Raw genomic sequence first — 17,247 nt, 5'->3', positions numbered from 1 at the left:
CCGGCTCAAGGCCGGGGCGGCAAAAGCCACGGTTGGAGCCGCAGCACTCGATTTCGAAACCTTGATGTTGAAAAACAGTGCCGTCCCGGACTTGATCCGGGACCTCAGCCATCGTGCGTTCAAGCCTGGCCCCGGCTCGAGGCCGGGGCGGCGAATTACATTTGGCACAAAAGCTTGATTTAGAGCTTACGGCTTGGGCCGGCCGGCAAGTGCTGCCGTCAGGCGAGCATCTTCGAGATAAGGATCATTGCCGAAGCGGATCAGGCCCTGGCGCTGCACCCACACGGACTGGTGCGACACCACCGCCATCAGCCCGCCTCGCGCGGGAAAGGTCACGGTATCCTGCCTGGAAATCCGATCCTCGATGCCATCTGCCGGCAAGACGCGTGGCTCGATGATCTGGTCGAGGATGTCCAGCCCGTTGACGATGCCGAACGCCGTCTTCGGCAAATACGGATTGCAGAAGACTTCATCCTCTGGCGCAGCCGCCAGGTCGAAAAGCTGCAGTCTGTTTTCTTGCCGAAGCCGGTAAGCGTATTGACCAAGCGGGTTTTCGCTCGAGGCCGGCAAAAACAATTCGAACTGTTCCCGGTTACTGGCCCGCTCTATGTCGCGCAGAGAGGCTTCCTTCCAGGGCAACGCGTCAAGTGGAACATCCGCCCCGCTGCGCTTCAGATAATATCCCGCCGCTTCGACCTGCCCGGGGTCCTGCCGCAACCTCGGCAGCAGTTCCTTGCCGAAAAACTCCCAGGGCACCTGCCAGGTCGGATGAAACGTGACTGCCTCGATTGTTGTCGCCATCGTCGTGTGGTTCCGGTCAGGACAATTGGCATACGCCCTGCCCTCGTCCGCAACACGGCCATTTTCCAGAAACACGAAGGAGTTCTCGCCCTTGTTGATGAAGAGCTGCAACCGGGAATATTCGTTTGGCAGCCAGCGGATTCTTTCCAGCGCGCTGGAAAGCTGCTCGATCCGCCGTTCAACAGGTATGTTGAGCGCACGTATGAGTGCCGGTGTCACCTGCCCGGAGACTTCAAGCCCGTATCGTTGCCGTGCCTGTCCAACGGCAAAGGCAAGCCGTTTGTCGAAAAGCGTGTCTTCAGAAGCTTCTGCAAGAAGGGCATCTTCCAAAAGCCGCTGCCGTAGCGCCGGCACACGCACGTCGTTCGTTCCGGCATCCAGCGTTTCGCCCGGGTCCAGATAGGTAAAGCCGCCGTTTTCCCGAACGTCCTGGAGATGCCGCAAATGCCCTTGCAGACGCCGGTAAGTGTCGTCCTGTGGTTGCCAAACCGTGAGGAAGGCTTCGAGATCGTCCGACGTCGCCAGTCTTGTCAGCGCATCGACCGTGTCGATCGAGTTAGACGGCATGTAGGCATCGGGATAAAGGATCCTCGGCGAAACCCGCCCGGCCCGAATGTCGTGGGCGTAGTCGAGAAAATGGCCGGTGTAGAGCAACTCGACCCAGGCAATCTCGGACTCAGATGACAGGCTGCTGAGCGAGGCTGTTGCCTGCGTCAGCACGCCGGCGGGATAGTCTTCCGGCCGCAATCCGTTCCGGTCGGCACTTTCCATGCTCTGAATGAGTTCCAGACTACGCGGCTGGTCCAGCCAGAGCACCTCGCCCCGGTCGGAGCCGTAGAAGGCAGCGATCTCGTTTCGCCGTTTCTCGACAATCAGCGGCAGGCGATCCGGGTTCGACAGCAGCCAGCGGACATTTTCCAGGATCTCGTTTGCCCGTGCGGACACCGTTTCAACGAGGAATGCGAATAGAAATACGGTCGAAAGTCCGGCAATACGCCTCAACACCCTGTCTGCTTTCATGCCGCAATCTGCCTTTTGATCAGTTCTTTCACCAATTACCGCCAGCACTAGGGTACGGACTCATAAATGAATTCGATTTGGTTTGGATCGTTTTGACCAGCAGCAAGGAGCGAAAGTGCAGAAAATGTGGTTCATTTTCAATCCTTTCGCGACGAAGCAGATGGCCAAAAAGGACAAATCCGAAGGACGGCAAAATGGCCGGACCTCGCAGCGTCACCGTGCTTGGCCGGGCGTAAAGCCCGCTCTTCACACGCTTCCTCGCGAGATTTCGCCATTTCTGCCGCCAAATCGCCTTCATTTATGAGTCCGCACTCTCGCCCACAAAACCCTACGCATCAGCTCCTCCTGTGGATGCAAACCGATCGTCGGCACGTTTCGTCCGGGCATGATCATAGGTCGCGTCCAGCCTGGAGCGCAGGTAGTCCGCACCTGATATTGCCGGATATCTGGCCGGATTGTCTTCAGACATGCATCCAGGCAAACAGGACACGATCGCATCCGGATTGGGATCCAGGAAAAAGGCGATCGAATAGCGGTCCCTTTCGCCGGAATTGATGACGCGGTGCGGCGTCGACACGTAGGTGTCATTCGACCAGCGCATCAGGCAGTCGCCAATATTGCAGATGAACGTCCCGTCGATCCTGGGTGCCTTCAGCCAGGCACCGTCACGCCTTTGCACCTCAAGACCGCCAACCGCGTCCGGTAGGAGAAAGGTAACGTTGCCATAGTCCGTATGAACACCGGCGCCAATCTGTCCGTCCATCGCACTTTCCGGATGCGGCGGGTAGTGCAACAGGCGCAACGTTGCGAGCGGCGCATCAAGTTTGTCCTCGAAGAAATCCGGCGCGGCGCCGAGATCGACGGCGATCGCCCTATGCATCTCCCGCCCGAGCGCCCAGACAGCCTCGAAATAGGCGAGCAGCGTGTCCCGCCAGCCCGGGATATCAGGCCACTGATTCATGGCCCGGAAGGGCTCGCCTCCGGTTATTCTCGGGTCATCTGCCGAAAGGTCCAGACCAATATTGAAGGCTTCCTTGAGGTCAGGCGGCGTACCCGGGTTCAGGTTTTCACCTTCTTGCGGCACGTAACCGCGATTGGTTTTGAAGAAATCCTTGGTGAGCGCCATCTTGGCGTCCAGCGGCAGCGCAAAAAGGGCATGTGAGGCAGAAAAGGTGCGTTCGATGAGCGCCGCGTCGATGCCGTGATTTTTGACATAGAAGAAACCGATATCGCGCGCTGCTCTGCCAATTGCGTCAGCAACCTCTTGAAGGCCACCCTCCGTCCCGGCCGAGAGCGGTTTCAGATCAACAACAGGGATGTCCACCTGATTCAATTCCTGCACGACTGTCGGCAACTCCTTGACGCGGAACGCTCTTGGCTCTCGGCAAGCCTTCGATAAGACACAGTCGCACACAGCCACGCTGCGTCAAGCAGGAAAGGAAACTGGACGTCAGGGCTGGTTTTGCGAGGCCCCGGTCTGCTCACCTGTAACGACAACGTCGAATGCTTCAAGTGTGGCAAGCGTTGACAGAGCCGTCCGTCCGAATTTTGACGGCGTCGCCAGAAGTACGCAGCGAGCTGCAGCAGCCATGGCAGCCTTCTTCACGGCAATTTTCGACATGTCGAAATCCATCACGCGGCCACGGTCGTCTATCGCCGAGCAGGCGATCAGCGCATAGTCGACCCGGAGGCCGTTGAGCATCATTACGATATCTTCCCCCACCAGCGAGCCGTCGTTGCCGGCCATACGTCCCCCCAGCACGGTGACCTCGTGCCGCTTTGGATCGAAGGTGAGCGCTGTTCGCATGCTGTTGGTGAACACTTTCAGGCCATTCAGCCGATTAAGCTGACCGGCTGTATATTCGATCGTTGTACCAACATCGAGATAAAGGCTCGCACCATCGGGGATCAGCGCGCTTGCCTGAGAGGCAACGGCCAGTTTTCCCTCGACACCGAGCCGCTCCTTGTGACCGTGATCGAGACGGATCGTCTCCATGTCGCCGATTGCCCCCGCGCCGCCGTGAAAGCGTTGCAGCTGCCCGGCTTCGGCCAAAGCAATTATGTCGCGCCGCACAGTCTGCGCCGACACGCTGAATTCTTCTGCAAGCTTCTCGATCGTGACAAAGCCCTGCTGTTCCGCAAGTGCAATGATCCGGTGTTGCCGGTCGCTGAACGTAGCTGTCGGGATAAATCGGTTCATGAAACTGTCAGGTTCCCATGCAAGATATGTAAAATATCTTACAGGGAATTGCGAAAGACGCCAATGGTCCAGACTCACTATTTTTTACATGACGCCAATATCTACAGTGAACACGGCAGGCTCGATCCCTGGACCTGGAGGTGGGAAAGCGCGGACGTTCCGAATGGCGCAACTGAAGTATCGGCGCTCGACGCAGTGCAAAAAATTCAGGCAACCGGCAAGGCGCGGCGCATCCCGATCGGCATGATTGGGCCGCGCGATGCAACCGATGCGCAAATGGAGGCTGCCGAAGCGATCGGCGCCGATCTCGGGCGAATGGGTTTGACGGTGATCTGTGGCGGAAAAAGTGGCGTCATGTACGCGGCAGCCAAGGGCTGCCATGAATCTGGCGGACTTTCGGTAGGCCTCGTCCCGGATCACGACTGGCGTTTGGCCAACCCTTATATTGCCCTTCCGATCGCAACGGGCCTGAGCGAAGCCCGCAACATGATCATCGCCAAGTCCTGCGAGGTTCTGATTGCGGTCGGCGGATCCTACGGCACGCTCAGCGAAATCGCTTATGGCCTGCACTTCTCAAAGCCTGTGATCGGTCTGCTCGGTGCACCTCATGTGGAAGGTCTTGAGGCAGCGGACGGGCCGGACGATGCAGTCAAGCGGATGGCCAAACATCTTATGGCGCGCATCGAACTGTCATAATAGCTACATCACCTAGCCCTAAATGTAAGAAAACTTACATCAACTGGTAACGTGAGCATGACTTCACAGGCCGTACTGGAATTGCGGGACGTGACGAGGCGGTTCGGTGCATCAACCGTGCTCGACGCGGTCAACGTGACGGTTCGCGACGGCAGCTTTACTGCACTTCTAGGCGCCTCCGGATGCGGCAAGTCGACGACGCTCAGGATCATGGCCGGACTGGACCGGCCGACGGAAGGCGAGGTTCTCCTGAGCGGCGAAAATGTTGCCGATAAAACCGCTTATGAGCGGAACATCGCCATGGTGTTCCAGTCCTACGCGCTTTATCCGCATCTGACTGTTTTCCAGAACATCGCCCTGCCACTGACCATGCGCCACCTGAATGCCTTCAGCCGCGTACCGGGACTGGGCCGTCTGGCGCCCGGCAGCGCTACCGCACGCGAATTGATCACGAAGAAGGTCACGGAAACAGCTGACATACTGAGCCTTGCCGATCTGCTTCACCGCAAACCCAACAGCCTGTCTGGTGGTCAGAAACAGCGCGTCGCCCTGGGCCGCGCTCTGGTGCGGGACCCGGTGATGTTTCTGCTGGATGAGCCGCTTTCCAACCTCGACGCGAGGTTGCGGGTGAAGATGCGCTCCGAACTGGTTTCCCTTCACAAACGCACGGATCGCCCGTTCGTCTATGTAACCCACGACCAGGTCGAGGCGATGGCCATGGCAGACCAGATCATTGTGATGATCAAGGGCAAGGTGGCCCAGGCAGGGTCTCCGCGCGACCTTTATGACCGGCCCGCAGACAAGGAAGTTGCCGCCTTCATCGGCACCAATTCGATAAACTTTTTCGAGCCGGATGACGGCCTGGGCCAGATGAACGGGTATCCCGTCAATGCCCTGATCGGCATTCGTCCGGAGCACCTTGCACCTGCCGCAGGCGGTCATTTTGGCGCACGCCTGGAAACTGCGGAATTTCTCGGCTCCGAAACGGTGCTCGGCCTGCGCACCGAGCGCGGAAAAGAAATCCTGGCGATTGCGCCGGGCGATTATCCGGTGCCGGCACCCGGAAGCGAAGTCCGCCTTGGTGTTTCACCGGAGCGCCTGCATCTCTTCGACAGGCAATCGGGCAAACGCCTTAATGCGGAGCATGCGCGATGAGACGCCTGCCCCTCGCCGCCCGTGATGCCCTAACGAATACCTGGCTGGTTGGACCGGCAACGCTCGCCATGCTGATGTTCATTTTCCTGCCGGTTCTGATTGTCGCGGTCCTGTCCTTTACCGACTACCAGTTCGGCGCGCGAAGCTTTGGCTGGATCGGCCTGGAAAACTACGAAAAGCTTTTTGGATCCGCATTGGGCCGGCGGGCCATAACTAACACACTGCTTTATGTCGCCATTGTCATTCCTGCCGCCGTTGGCCTGGGCCTTTTGGTCGCTCTCGGTCTGCACAGGATGATGGACTGGGCGCCGCAGCTGTCGAACGTGCTTCGCTCGGTCTATTTCCTGCCGGTCGCTGCCACATTGGTCGCCATGTCCGTTGCCTGGCAGATGGTGCTGCACCCTTCCCTCGGTGTGGTCAATCAGACGCTGGTCGGCCTTGGCGGCGAGCCGAGAAACTGGCTCAGCGATCGCAGCATCGTGCTTTATACGCTCGCCGTGATCGGCATCTGGCAGACCGTCGGTTACAACATGGTGCTGTTTCTGGCAGGCCTCGTTGCCATTCCGCCGGAACTTTACGACGCCGCAGAAGTTGACGGTGCCGGTGGAAACTGGTCGCGCTTCTGGACCGTGACCTGGCCGATGCTTGGCCCGACCACGCTTTTTGTTCTCGTGATCACGGCCACCAACGCTTTTCGGGTGTTCGAGACAGTCGCAACGCTGACCCAGGGCGGTCCGGCTTTTGCGTCGGATACGCTGGTCTATGCGCTCTATCGCGAGGGCTTCGTCTATTTCAAGGCAGGATATGCCAGCGCGATCACCATGGTGTTCTTTGCCGTCCTGCTGACGCTGACCCTGATGCAGTTCCGGATTGTCGAGCGGAGGGTGCATTACCGATGACCCCGGGACGACTGTTCGGCAGATCACTCTCGCTTGCGTTGCTTCTCATTGGCGCGCTCGCCATTCTGTTGCCCTTCATCTGGATGGTGTCCCTCGCCTTCAAGCCGCAGGACGAGATCTTCACCGCAACGATCCAGCTGCTGCCCTCGCGCATTGAATGGAGCAATTTCACCAAGGCGCTGACCGAAACGGACGTCCCCAGATACCTCCTGAACGGCGTCATCGTCGTTGTTGGCATTCTTGCGTTTCAGATCCTGTTCGCCGTTCCATGCGCCTTTGCCCTCGCGCATCGCCGTTTCGCGGGCCGGACACTGATTTTTGGTCTGGTCCTTGCGGCTCTGCTCGTGCCGTTCCACGTCACCGCCATTCCGATTTTCCTCGGTTTTGCGCAGATCGGTATCCTCAATACCTACTGGGCTCTCATTCTGCCCTTTGTGCCGACAGCCTTCGGAATTTTCCTGTTCCGTCAGTTCCTCGCGCAGGTGCCTTCCGAACTCTTCGATGCGGCCCGAGTCGACGGGCTCAGCGAAACCGCAATTGTCTGGCGCATCGCCTTTCCGCTGGCAATGCCGGCAGCGACCGCCTTCGCCATCTTCTCAATTACGGCGCACTGGAACGACCTGTTCTGGCCTTTGATCGCCACGACGGATTCAGATCTGGCAACGCCGCCGCGCGGCATCCTGTTTTTCCGGGACGAGGAGTCGGGCGACGATGTCGGGCCACTCATGGCCGCGGCCGCCCTGATCACGGCCCCGCTGGTAATCGCCTTTTTGCTCGCGCAACGCAAATTCACCCGAGGTCTCGCAGCCGGAGGCCTGAAGGGATGACCGTCATAACGCACCTTGAGGAGCGCGGATCCAACCGTGCCGAGTTCGATCCATTAGGAGGCATTGAGACTATGAAGACATTGTTTATAGCAGCAGCCTTCGGCCTTGCAGCGACTGCCGCAAGTGCCGAGCAAACCGAAATCCGCGTCCACTATGCCATTCCAACCATCTGGGCGGAAACCCAGGACAAGCTGGCCGCAGCGTTCATGGAGAAGCATCCGGACATCAAGATCGTCATCGACGGCCCCGCCGAGGGCTACGCTGACGGTGTTCAGCGCCTGCTGCGCGAAGCAGTCGCCGGCACAGCCCCGGATGTCGCTTATGTCGGCCTCAATCGCTGGCGTATCCTGGAAGACCGCGGCCTGACCAAGCCGGTTGACGATTTCATCGGCGACAAGGCGGGTGAGATGGGATACACGCCGGCACTCCTGTCGCTCGGCTCTTACGAAGGCAAACAGCACGCACTCGGCACATCGGCCTCGACACTGGTCATGTACGTTAACCCGACCCTGGTCGAGCAGGCCGGCGGCTCCATGGACGACTTCCCCACCACATATGACGGAATTATCGAGCTGGCGGCCAAGATCAATGCCCTCGGTGACAACATCGACGGTGTGTGGATCGGTCGTCATGACTGGCGGTTCCAGTCCCTCCTCGGCGCTCACGGCGGCCGCCCGATGACCGAAGACGAAAGTGACATCACATTCGACAGCGAAGCAGGTCTGAAGGCTGCCGGCCTCTACCAGCGCTTCGTCAAGGAAGCCGGTATGAAGCCCTATGGCCAGAACGAAGCACGCCAGGCGCTTCCGGCCGGAACGCTCGGCATCATGTTTGAGAGCTCTTCCCTGCAGAAGCGTTTCGAGGAAGGTGCCGGCGATGCGTTTGAGCTGACGGTCAAGCCAACCCCGATCGTCGCGGAAGACAAGGAAACCGTCTACTTTCCAACCGGCGGCTCCGCCATCGTCCTGATGACAGACGACGAAGCGAAGCAGAAGGCCGCCTGGGAATACATCGCCTTCGTCACCGGTCCGGACGGTCAGAAAATCATCGTCGAGAACACCGGCTATGCACCCGCCAATGCCAAGGTGATCGAGGACAAGGCCTATCTCGGTGCCTTCTATGACGCCAATCCAAACTCGCTGGTTGCGCATACACAGGTTGCCAATCACGCTGGTCCCTGGTTCGCCTATCCGGGCGCTGAAGGCGTCGCGGTCACCGACCTGATCGCTGCAGCAATGGTCGAAATCGCCGAAGGCGCCGACACTGACGCCACGGTCAAGGACCTTGCCGAGACACTGCGTTTGCAGCTCGGCATGAAGTAATTCAATGACTTTCAAGTCATCGTTGGACGCCCCCGGACTCCGGGGGCGTTTTCGTTTACCCAGATTGTAGTTTTGCGGTGGGGCTCCGTTAAGGAAGTTTCCAGAATCCGGTGGTTCCAGCCGCTCCTTCAGGACTCTCAGGTTGCAATTCCGTGGCACATCGCGTAACTAAATTTATTAAATTGAGAATAAAAATTACGGATTACGCAACATGGGAGCACCTGCGGGTGAAACGAGCTTCGACGTCGCAACTTGGGCAAACAGCGCGATTGAAGCCAGCGGCATGAAAAACACGGAGGTCGCCGACCTCCTGAGTTTGACGCCGGCCTCCGTGTCAAGGATCCGAAAAGGAAAACAGTCGCTCAGCGCTGAACACATGCTGCTTTTGTCCCGGGAACTTAAGACACCGCTTCCCGGCGAGTTGCAGGAAAGCGCAAAGCGAGACCGCAGGAGCCTGGACAAGGACCTTTACTTGAAGGCGCTGGAAAGCGTCGTGGAACAAAATGAGCGCAAGCCGGAAAACGAGCGCATGAACCAGTTCGAAATCCTGGACAGTGTGTTCTTCGTCTATGAAGCTCTCGTCAAACTGAAAAAGTAACAGCAAGTGGCAAAAAACATGAGTGTGCAGGACTTTACGAAGATACAACTTGAGTTTCTTGAGCTGTTTGAAATCGCTGCAAGGTATGACTGCCTGTATCTGCTCGATTTTCACTGCTTCAACATGTTCAACCACGATCAGACAAGTCTTCTGACCGACGCGGAAAGAGCTCAACTTGCCGCGGAAGCGCGCAGCGACATATTCGCTGAAGCGATCCAACGCGGATTTGTGCCGAACCCGGGACCGTTTGGACGGATTGATGAGCAAGAATACCTTTGTTGAGCCGCTTCCGATCTCAAATGTAGAGAGCGGGCTGGCCGGGGAACGAGCACAGTTTTTGCTCGATACCTGGAAGGAAAATCGCGGCGTCATGATCCGGGACAGCCGCATGACCAAGCTCAGCCCCTGGCTGCTGCTGACGCTGCCGGATGCTGAGCCCGGAGACGTGCCCAAGATCACCTTCGCCGGTAACCAGACCACGTTCCGTCGCTTCTTCCCCCATGCTCTCGATCCGGATGCACCGAAGCCGGCCACAAGCTTTTTACCTGAGGCGTACCGTACCGGCGTTGCCGACGGCTATCATTCCGTTTTCAAGGGTGAACCCTGGCTCGACATCCAGCGCACCGGCAACCGTTTAGGAGCCGGCGTTCCCGACATGACCCTTCAGCGGCTTCTGGTCAGGTTCGAGACCCGGGCGGGCATTGTACGGATTTTCTGTCTGATGGAATTGCTCGAGATTCACGAGCAACGCGATCTATCAGATCACACACGTCATCCACACTATTGCCCGCAAAAATCAGATTGGCATCCAGCGTACCAGGCAACGGCTCTTCCCAGGCAAGAGCATTATGGCTGCAGCGGGTAAAACCGCACTCCCGCCAGAACCCGTCCAGAAACGTGTGCCCTTGAATCCAGCCGTAATAAAATCCGGCTCCCCAGTCATGGAGAGCCTCGATCTGTGCAAGCTGGTTCAAGAGCCCGCCGAGCTTGTGCCTGCGCCACGGGCGCGCGACATATGTTCCGCCAAGATAGACTACGTCTCCGGTAATCCGGCGGCCGACGCGCGGTTGCTCCGCTGCCAGCCGCACCTGCCCTCCCTCGGCATTCGGATAACAGCGGTGAAAGTATTTCCGCCAGAAATCCGTCAGGGTCATCGGGTATTCCATTTTGTCGAAGCGGGCACATACCCGCCCCGCCATCTTGCCGTCGCTATCGGTGAGCGCCAGCCAAAAGGCCTGTGACGGGGTGTAGGTGTTGAGCGTCGGTGTGAAATGCCCTTCCAGCGGCGGGAATCCGCTTTCCGCTGCCATTTTCTCCACGACATCGAAATCGGAACCGCGGCGCAAGACGAGATCAAGGTTTTGGAATTCGCGGTCGATCACGCCCCAGGCACGCTTGACCTGCGCCTTGTCCAACTCAAAATCCAGTCTCTGCATGGATCATCCAGCCCGATTACACCAGCCGCAATTTCGAATTGCGCATCACCCAACAACCAATGCAATCGCATAAGTTGCAGAAATGATTGAAAATGTTATCAGAGTCGGACCGGTATTTGACGCACCCTGCACGACGTTAAACAGGATTTTTGATCGAAATTGCAAATTCTGAAAGAAAATCGCCCGCCGACACCAATCCATGAAATTAGTCTTGCCAGGTGTTTGCGAAAATGAACGAGTTAGAACACCACCTGACGAGGCGATTTGGCGTTGGCAAAGAAAGAATGGACCGTTCCATGAAGACACTGTCAGAGCAACTGAGGTTCAGATACGGCGAAGACGTGGACACGACCGGCGTTGAAAACGCTTCAGAATTCCTGGCTTCCTTTATCTCGCGCGGTTCCTGCCGGTCGTTCACAAGTGAACAAGTCGACCCTCAGCTCTGCAGACTGCTGTGCGCCGCCGCCCTGGCCTCACCAACCAAGAGTGACCTTCAACAAAGGGACATCATAATCGTCCGGAACAACGCCAAAAAAGCGAGGTTACTCGAATTGGCAGGTCCCCTGCCGTGGGTTCGTAACGCTCCGAACATCGCCGTTTTCTGCGGAAACAATCGTCGTCAGAGACAACTGCACGAGCTTCGTGGATTGCCTTTTGCCAACGATCACCTCGATGCTTTCTTCAACGCAGCCGTCGATGCGGCGATTGCCTTGTCCGCATTCGTCACCGCTGCCGAAGCGATTGGTCTCGGCTGCTGTCCGATAAGCTCCATCCGCAATGAAGCAACCCTCGTCAGTGATCTTCTGGACTTGCCGGACCATGTGTTTCCTGTTGCGGCGCTGGCATTCGGCTACCCGGTCGCCGAAGCGCCGACCATCAGCATGCGCTTGCCCCTTTCGGTGACCGTCCATGAAGACACTTATTCTGAAGGAGAGCCCTCCGGCACGATTTCCGCTTACGACAAACGCAGGCAAGCGCAGCAGCCTTATTCCACGCAACGCGCAACAGACCGATACGGGAAAGCGGACTTCTACGGCTGGTCAGAAGACAAGTGCCGCCAATATTCCGTGCCCGAACGCGACCAATTCGGCGCCTTCATCCGCGCAAAGGGCTTTAACCTCACTTAGGGAGGTGCACTGCCTTACGTTCGAGAAACAGGCACGCAAAGTTCAAAGATTGGCCTGAAGCACGAACTCGGCGCAGCGAGACCCAAGCATCATGGCCGGCGCGTTGGTGTTTCCGGCGTTGATGTCGGGAACGGCAGACATGTCGCACACGCGAAGACCTTCGATCCCGCGGACACGCAGTCTTCCGTCGAGGACTGCCATCTTGTCACCATCAGCGCCCATGCGGGCAGTTCCTGCCGGATGGTAGTTGGTCTTCACGAACCGTTTGCAATGACTGCGGAGTGCGTCGTCCGAAGTGTCCCCCGGATCGGGTATCGCAACGGTCTTGAGATTCGAGGCGAGCGGGTCGGAGTGGAAGGCGTCAAGAAAGAAACGCTGACCCGCAATCATTTCGTTCATGTCCTCCTCTTCCTTCAGGAGGTTCGGGCAGACAATCGGCATGCTTGACGGGTCTGCGGAGGCAAGCCTGACTTCGCCACGGGACTTTGGCTTCACCACGACGGTCGTGACTGTGACCCCGTACCCGTCCTTCAATTCTGTCTGTGCGTCCCTGTCGAGATAAACGATCGGAACACAAAAGGCCTGGATCGTCGGCGCTGCATTGCGATTGCTCGGGTTGACGAATGCCCCTGCTTCCACGCCTGCAGATGTAACGCGGCCACTGCCGAAGATCTTGAACTGGATGCCGTTCCAGATCATGCGCCAACCCTCGCCCTGCCGGTAATACCCGTGCGCACCGTTTGCATAGGCGGTGATCGGAACTTCCGGGTGATCGATCAGGTTCTGTCCGACACCGGGAAGGTCGTTTTCGACCTTGATGTCGAACTCGCCCAGATGCTTTGCCGGCCCGACACCGGACAGCATCAGGATCTTCGGCGTAACCAGAGCCCCGGCGGCGAGAATGACCTCACCGCTGGCTCGGGCTTCGTGTGTTCCCTCGCGATCCGTATAACGGACGCCAACCGCGTGACCGTTCTCGATGACTACCTTGTCAACCGAAGCTTCAAGCTTGATGGTCAGGCGCGGATCATCCTTGAGCGGCTCCAGGAAGGCATAGGCCGTCGAGCTTCGACGCCCATTCCTGTTGGTGAACTGGTAAAACCCGACGCCGCGCTGCGACGGTCCGTTGAAATCTGCGTTGTAAGGTTCGCCAAGCGCCTGAACGGACTGCACGAACCAGCGGGACATTGTGTCGATGTAGCCGGGGTCGGAGACCTTGACTTCACCATGCGTGCCGTGCAGCTCACCGGCCAGGCGGTTGTTTGCCTCCATGCCCGTAAAATGCGGCAGAACATCCGACCAGCCCCAACCGGGGTTGTCGTTGTTTCCGGAGAGAATTTGGTTCCAGGCATCGTAGTCGTCGGGTCGCCCGCGCATATAGACCTGCGCATTGACGGAAGACCCACCGCCCAGAACATTGCCCTGCGGAATATCGTGCACGCGGCCATCCAGATGCGGCTGGGGGGTCGTCTTGTGATAGCGCATGTATTTCGACCCGTTGATCATCTTGAAAATGCCTGGCGGCATGTCGAGCAACGGATGCCGGTGCGAGTACCCCGCTTCAAGGAGAAGGACGCGCGCGCCGCCTTGCGAAACCAGCCGTGAGGCTGCAACAGCGCCGCCGGATCCGCCGCCGACGACGATATAGTCGAATTCGGTGGTCATTCGTCGCCCCAGTCGAATGTGACCCGGACGAATTCCCAAGCTGCTTTCAGGTGATTTGTGAGCGCCTCCTCCGCAGCGCCCGGATCCCGTTCCAAGATGGCATCCAAAATGGCCTTGTGAGCGATATAGTTCACCTCGTTCCGTTCCGGCGAGCGCAACATGCGGTCCCACTGCGGGGCCAGCCAGGATGTGTAACCTTCGTGTATCGCAGGGAAAATCGGGTTTTTCGGAATGCGGTAAAGCACTCCATGGAAGGCGACATCCGTGCGATAGAATTCCAACGAATCCGGGATCGCCTTCCGGTTTTCCTCCAGCGCTGACTTGAGGTCGACAATGTCGTCCTTGCGTGCAGACGACGCTGCTTCGCGAACCAGCGCGCGCTCGATGAAAACGCGGCTGTCATAGAGGTTCTTGATACCGGACTTTTCCGTCAGCAGATGCTGCACGACATTCCCGCAGGCGTGCAGGACGGTCGCATAGTCCGGCTTGCGCACGATGGGACGAAACCGGGGCCGCGTCTCAACAAGCCCCCGGCTTGACAGCTTTGAGATCGCTTCCCGGATAACAGTCCGGCTGGTCCCAAACTGTTCCATCAACTCACGCTCGGCGGGAAGCGGAGACTCATTCTCCAGCTCGCCCGAGACGATCTTTGCTTCCAGTGCGGCGACGACATTGTCTGCCGCCCGCCCCGTTTCATTGCCGATTTCCATGGAAGGTGCGTTCTCCATCAGCGTTCACAGTTTCATTATTTGGTACGACATAAATAGATACTTGGTAAAGCAAAATTTTCACCTAAATTTTTTCGAAAGAATTTTTTCTGATATTTTTCAATAATTTATCCATCTTCTTGCTACATCAAGTCAGATTCCTATTGACTTTGCGCGTCATTCGCATCTTCATACATCAAAGTTTGGTCATACCAAAAGGCGCTTTCATTCGTGTTTGATTTCACTCTCTCCGACGGCAAGCCTGTCAAGGCCGGGATGTTCATCAACGGCCAATGGGTCATGCGTGAGACCGGTGCGACGATTCAGGTCGAGAACCCGGCGAACGAGGACGTGATAGCTGAAATCGTGGACGGAACTGCAGACGATGCGCTCGAGGCGCTCGCCGTCGCGTCAAAAGCCCAATCTGCCTGGGCAGAACTGCCGGCAATCCAGCGCGGTAATCTGGTCTCGAGGCTCGCAAGTGAAATCGCGGCGAACAAACAGCAACTTGCACGCCTGATCACACTGGAACAGGGCAAACCTGTCAGCCACGCAGCCGACGAGATCGAAGCCAGCATCACGTTTTTGAATTATGCCGCTGAAAATGCGCGGCGGATCGAAGGCGATATCGTCGCGTCCGACAATCCCTCGGAGGAAATCCATATCAGGCGGCATCCCTATGGTGTCGTGGTCGGGCTGACCGCATGGAATTACCCATTTGCCCTTGCCGCCAGAAAGCTCGGCCCTGCCCTTGTCGCCGGCAACGTCTTTGTACTTCTGTCGCACGAAGCAACGCCGCTCTCAGGACTGGCCATCGCCGCGCTTAGCCAGCGGGCCGGGTTCCCGGCAGGTGTTTTCAACGTTCTGACGGGTCGCGGGCGCATCGTTGGAGAGGCATTGGTGAAGAGCCCTCTTTCGCAGCTTGTGACCATGACCGGAAGCACCCGGGCAGGTCGCGAGATCTATGCGTCCGCAGCCGAACACATCAAGGTCGTGCGTCTGGAGCTCGGCGGCAAGGCGCCCTTCATCGTGATGGATGACGCAGACATTGGAACAGCGGTCAAGGCAGCGGTTGCGGCTCGCTACACAAATTGCGGTCAGATCTGCACCTGTAACGAGCGCATGTATCTGCATCGGGCAATCGCTGACGAGTTTCTGGAGAAGTTTGTGGAGGCGTCCTCTTCTCTGACAATCGGTGACCCGCTGCGCGACGTGGACATGGGCCCGAAGGTCAGCCGCATTGAACGGGACAAAGTTGCAGGCGCCATCAGCCGCAGCGTTGATGCCGGTGCAGACGTGCTGTTGAAGGGCGGCATCATGGAAGACGGGCCTTACAGCAAGGGACACTGGCTCGCTCCAACTGTCCTGGAAGTGTCTGACAACGCCAATCCTGTCATACAGGAAGAAATTTTCGGACCGGTCGCAGCAGCCATGCGCGTCGACAGTTTCGAAATGGCGGCAGCCCACGCAAACGACACTTCCTACGGCCTGTCGGCGTATCTTTTTACCAAGAATTACAAACGCTTGGCGCAGGCACCTTATCTCTTGAAATTCGGTGAACTTTATCTGAACCGGTCGAACGGCGAAGCGGTTCAGGGCTTTCACACCGGTTGGGGACTGTCCGGCCTTGGCGGTGAAGACGGCCGCTACGGCTTCGACGGCTACCTACGCAAACAAACAAGTTACCTGAACTGGGGTTAGGACCTCATAATCCGCGGTCTGGAGGAGTTTGGCCGCACCAAAGTGGAGGAAGACATGAAACGCACTCTCTTGCTGGCAACCGCAATTGCAATCGGCGCAATGGCAACAGCTGCGACGGCCGCAGGTTTGCCGCCACTGGAGCAGAAGGACCGCTACAAGGTCGGCTTTGCCCAGATGGAATCCAACAACCCCTGGCGGATCGCGGAAACCAAGTCTTTCCATGACACGGCGGAAAGCTGTGGCTGGGATCTGATTGCAACTGACGCCGCTGGCTCCGCTGCCAAGCAGGTCGCCGATGTCGACAGCATGATCGCCCAGGGAATTGACGTTCTGTTCCTGCCCCCGCGCGAGGAAAAGCCTCTTATTCCGGCAGTGAAGAAAGCAAAGGCGGCCGGCATCCCGACATTCCTTGTCGACCGTTCGGTCGATCCCAATGCGGCGAAGGCCGGTGAAGACTTCGTGGCCTTCCTTGGCTCCGACTTCATTGACCAGGGCAAGCGCGTTGCCGAGTGGACAATCGAAAACTTCAAGGGTGACAAGGGCGTCATCGTTCAACTGGAAGGGACAACCGGCTCGTCTCCGGCCAACGACCGCAAGAAAGGCTTTGACGACCGCATTGCTGAGGACGGCCGTTTTGAAATCGTCGCCTCACAGTCCGGCGACTTCGCCCGCGACCTTGGCCGCCAGGTCATGGAAACGCTCCTGCAGGCCCATCCTGACGTCAATATCGTCTACGCCCACAATGACGAAATGGCCATTGGCGCCATCCAGGCCCTCGAGCTGGCCGGCCGCAAACCTGGTGATGACGTGCTCGTCGTCTCGATCGACGGTACGCGCGATGCGCTTCAGGCCATCATCGACGGCAAGATGGGCGTGACCGTGGAAAGTTCTCCGTTCTTCGGTCCCCTCGCCTGCGAAACCATGAAGCGGTACGCAGCCGGTGAAACCATCGAACCCTGGGTTCAGGTCAAGGACCGTATTTTCACCGCCGACAATGCTGCGGCGCATGTGGACGAAGCCTACTGAACCCCGACTGCCGGAAGGGATCTCCCTACCCTTCCGGCACTTTCCCAACCCGTTCGACAGGAGTGGA

The 17,247-nt window shown here is 58.0% G+C and carries 17 protein-coding genes; 10 read left to right on the top strand and 7 right to left on the bottom strand.

Annotated features, from left to right (window positions below; all coding sequences use genetic code 11):
• Positions 1–186: 186 nt before the first annotated feature.
• From RBB47_RS01070 to RBB47_RS01060, 3 genes are all read right to left on the bottom strand, one after another.
• A complete protein-coding gene (locus RBB47_RS01070; RefSeq protein ID WP_305983862.1) occupies positions 187–1,821 on the bottom strand; it encodes a hypothetical protein in 1,635 nt (544 codons plus the stop codon).
• A gap of 328 nt (positions 1,822–2,149) precedes the next feature.
• Complete coding sequence (locus RBB47_RS01065) at positions 2,150–3,163, bottom strand: isopenicillin N synthase family oxygenase (RefSeq protein WP_305983861.1); 1,014 nt, start codon at positions 3,161–3,163, stop codon at positions 2,150–2,152.
• A gap of 108 nt (positions 3,164–3,271) precedes the next feature.
• Positions 3,272–4,021 (bottom strand): DeoR/GlpR family DNA-binding transcription regulator, encoded by a 750-nt coding sequence (locus RBB47_RS01060; RefSeq protein ID WP_305983860.1) that lies wholly within the window; start codon positions 4,019–4,021, stop codon positions 3,272–3,274.
• Between the two features lie 63 nt (positions 4,022–4,084).
• Here RBB47_RS01060 and RBB47_RS01055 point away from each other — a divergent pair, with 63 nt between their 5' ends.
• The 7 genes from RBB47_RS01055 to RBB47_RS01025 all read left to right on the top strand — a co-directional run bounded on the left by RBB47_RS01055 (position 4,085) and on the right by RBB47_RS01025 (position 9,800).
• Positions 4,085–4,717, top strand: coding sequence for a TIGR00725 family protein (locus RBB47_RS01055; protein WP_305983859.1), 633 nt, complete (start codon positions 4,085–4,087; stop codon positions 4,715–4,717).
• A 57-nt stretch (positions 4,718–4,774) separates the two neighbouring features.
• A complete protein-coding gene (locus RBB47_RS01050) occupies positions 4,775–5,872 on the top strand; it encodes an ABC transporter ATP-binding protein (protein WP_305983858.1) in 1,098 nt (365 codons plus the stop codon).
• Complete coding sequence (locus tag RBB47_RS01045; RefSeq protein WP_305983857.1) at positions 5,869–6,771, top strand: carbohydrate ABC transporter permease; 903 nt, start codon at positions 5,869–5,871, stop codon at positions 6,769–6,771. Before RBB47_RS01050 ends, RBB47_RS01045 begins: the two co-directional genes overlap by 4 nt.
• Positions 6,768–7,598 carry a carbohydrate ABC transporter permease gene (locus RBB47_RS01040; RefSeq protein WP_305983856.1) on the top strand — a complete coding sequence of 277 codons (831 nt, stop codon included), beginning with the start codon at positions 6,768–6,770 and terminating at the stop codon, positions 7,596–7,598. Before RBB47_RS01045 ends, RBB47_RS01040 begins: the two co-directional genes overlap by 4 nt.
• 71 nt (positions 7,599–7,669) lie before the next feature.
• On the top strand, positions 7,670–8,920 hold the full coding sequence (locus RBB47_RS01035) for an extracellular solute-binding protein (RefSeq protein WP_305983855.1): 1,251 nt from the start codon (positions 7,670–7,672) through the stop codon (positions 8,918–8,920).
• A 211-nt stretch (positions 8,921–9,131) separates the two neighbouring features.
• The gene (locus RBB47_RS01030) at positions 9,132–9,518 is read left to right on the top strand and encodes a helix-turn-helix transcriptional regulator (RefSeq protein ID WP_305983854.1); all 387 of its coding nucleotides are present in this window, start codon (positions 9,132–9,134) and stop codon (positions 9,516–9,518) included.
• An 18-nt stretch (positions 9,519–9,536) separates the two neighbouring features.
• Positions 9,537–9,800 (top strand): hypothetical protein, encoded by a 264-nt coding sequence (locus tag RBB47_RS01025; RefSeq protein ID WP_305983853.1) that lies wholly within the window; start codon positions 9,537–9,539, stop codon positions 9,798–9,800.
• A gap of 13 nt (positions 9,801–9,813) precedes the next feature.
• Here RBB47_RS01025 and RBB47_RS01020 read toward each other — a convergent pair whose 3' ends face one another.
• Together RBB47_RS01020 and RBB47_RS01015 are read right to left on the bottom strand one after the other, a co-directional pair.
• The gene (locus RBB47_RS01020) at positions 9,814–10,020 is read right to left on the bottom strand and encodes a hypothetical protein (protein ID WP_305983852.1); all 207 of its coding nucleotides are present in this window, start codon (positions 10,018–10,020) and stop codon (positions 9,814–9,816) included.
• A 175-nt stretch (positions 10,021–10,195) separates the two neighbouring features.
• Positions 10,196–10,954 carry a hypothetical protein gene (locus RBB47_RS01015; RefSeq protein WP_305983851.1) on the bottom strand — a complete coding sequence of 253 codons (759 nt, stop codon included), beginning with the start codon at positions 10,952–10,954 and terminating at the stop codon, positions 10,196–10,198.
• A gap of 296 nt (positions 10,955–11,250) precedes the next feature.
• Here RBB47_RS01015 and RBB47_RS01010 point away from each other — a divergent pair, with 296 nt between their 5' ends.
• A complete protein-coding gene (locus RBB47_RS01010; protein WP_305983850.1) occupies positions 11,251–12,081 on the top strand; it encodes a nitroreductase family protein in 831 nt (276 codons plus the stop codon).
• 42 nt (positions 12,082–12,123) lie between these two features.
• Here RBB47_RS01010 and RBB47_RS01005 read toward each other — a convergent pair whose 3' ends face one another.
• Together RBB47_RS01005 and RBB47_RS01000 are read right to left on the bottom strand one after the other, a co-directional pair.
• The gene (locus tag RBB47_RS01005) at positions 12,124–13,746 is read right to left on the bottom strand and encodes a GMC family oxidoreductase (protein ID WP_305983849.1); all 1,623 of its coding nucleotides are present in this window, start codon (positions 13,744–13,746) and stop codon (positions 12,124–12,126) included.
• Positions 13,743–14,456 (bottom strand): FCD domain-containing protein, encoded by a 714-nt coding sequence (locus tag RBB47_RS01000; protein ID WP_305983848.1) that lies wholly within the window; start codon positions 14,454–14,456, stop codon positions 13,743–13,745. Before RBB47_RS01000 ends, RBB47_RS01005 begins: the two co-directional genes overlap by 4 nt.
• 228 nt (positions 14,457–14,684) lie before the next feature.
• Between RBB47_RS01000 and RBB47_RS00995 the strand changes: the two genes are divergently transcribed.
• Together RBB47_RS00995 and RBB47_RS00990 are read left to right on the top strand one after the other, a co-directional pair.
• The gene (locus tag RBB47_RS00995; protein ID WP_305983847.1) at positions 14,685–16,154 is read left to right on the top strand and encodes an aldehyde dehydrogenase family protein; all 1,470 of its coding nucleotides are present in this window, start codon (positions 14,685–14,687) and stop codon (positions 16,152–16,154) included.
• A gap of 54 nt (positions 16,155–16,208) precedes the next feature.
• Positions 16,209–17,180, top strand: a complete 972-nt coding sequence (locus RBB47_RS00990; protein ID WP_305983846.1) for an ABC transporter substrate-binding protein — start codon at positions 16,209–16,211, stop codon at positions 17,178–17,180.
• Positions 17,181–17,247: the final 67 nt, after the last annotated feature.

The sequence above is a fragment of the Roseibium sp. MMSF_3544 genome (assembly GCF_030732845.1).
Classification (GTDB): Bacteria; Pseudomonadota; Alphaproteobacteria; order Rhizobiales; family Stappiaceae; genus Roseibium.
This window is presented reverse-complemented; position numbering and strand designations above follow the sequence as displayed.

Excerpts from the sequence above, each read along its gene's own strand:
- RBB47_RS01070 (WP_305983862.1), bottom strand. The coding sequence starts at position 1,821 with ATGAAAGCAGACAGGGTGTTGAGGCGTATTGCCGGACTTTCGACCGTA.
- RBB47_RS01060 (WP_305983860.1), bottom strand. The coding sequence starts at position 4,021 with ATGAACCGATTTATCCCGACAGCTACGTTCAGCGACCGGCAACACCGG.
- RBB47_RS01055 (WP_305983859.1), top strand. The coding sequence starts at position 4,085 with ATGGTCCAGACTCACTATTTTTTACATGACGCCAATATCTACAGTGAA.
- RBB47_RS01050 (WP_305983858.1), top strand. The coding sequence starts at position 4,775 with ATGACTTCACAGGCCGTACTGGAATTGCGGGACGTGACGAGGCGGTTC.
- RBB47_RS01045 (WP_305983857.1), top strand. The coding sequence starts at position 5,869 with ATGAGACGCCTGCCCCTCGCCGCCCGTGATGCCCTAACGAATACCTGG.
- RBB47_RS01040 (WP_305983856.1), top strand. The coding sequence starts at position 6,768 with ATGACCCCGGGACGACTGTTCGGCAGATCACTCTCGCTTGCGTTGCTT.
- RBB47_RS01035 (WP_305983855.1), top strand. The coding sequence starts at position 7,670 with ATGAAGACATTGTTTATAGCAGCAGCCTTCGGCCTTGCAGCGACTGCC.
- RBB47_RS01030 (WP_305983854.1), top strand. The coding sequence starts at position 9,132 with ATGGGAGCACCTGCGGGTGAAACGAGCTTCGACGTCGCAACTTGGGCA.
- RBB47_RS01025 (WP_305983853.1), top strand. The coding sequence starts at position 9,537 with ATGAGTGTGCAGGACTTTACGAAGATACAACTTGAGTTTCTTGAGCTG.
- RBB47_RS01020 (WP_305983852.1), bottom strand. The coding sequence starts at position 10,020 with ATGGGGGAAGAAGCGACGGAACGTGGTCTGGTTACCGGCGAAGGTGAT.
- RBB47_RS01015 (WP_305983851.1), bottom strand. The coding sequence starts at position 10,954 with ATGCAGAGACTGGATTTTGAGTTGGACAAGGCGCAGGTCAAGCGTGCC.
- RBB47_RS01010 (WP_305983850.1), top strand. The coding sequence starts at position 11,251 with ATGAAGACACTGTCAGAGCAACTGAGGTTCAGATACGGCGAAGACGTG.
- RBB47_RS01005 (WP_305983849.1), bottom strand. The coding sequence starts at position 13,746 with ATGACCACCGAATTCGACTATATCGTCGTCGGCGGCGGATCCGGCGGC.
- RBB47_RS01000 (WP_305983848.1), bottom strand. The coding sequence starts at position 14,456 with ATGGAAATCGGCAATGAAACGGGGCGGGCGGCAGACAATGTCGTCGCC.
- RBB47_RS00990 (WP_305983846.1), top strand. The coding sequence starts at position 16,209 with ATGAAACGCACTCTCTTGCTGGCAACCGCAATTGCAATCGGCGCAATG.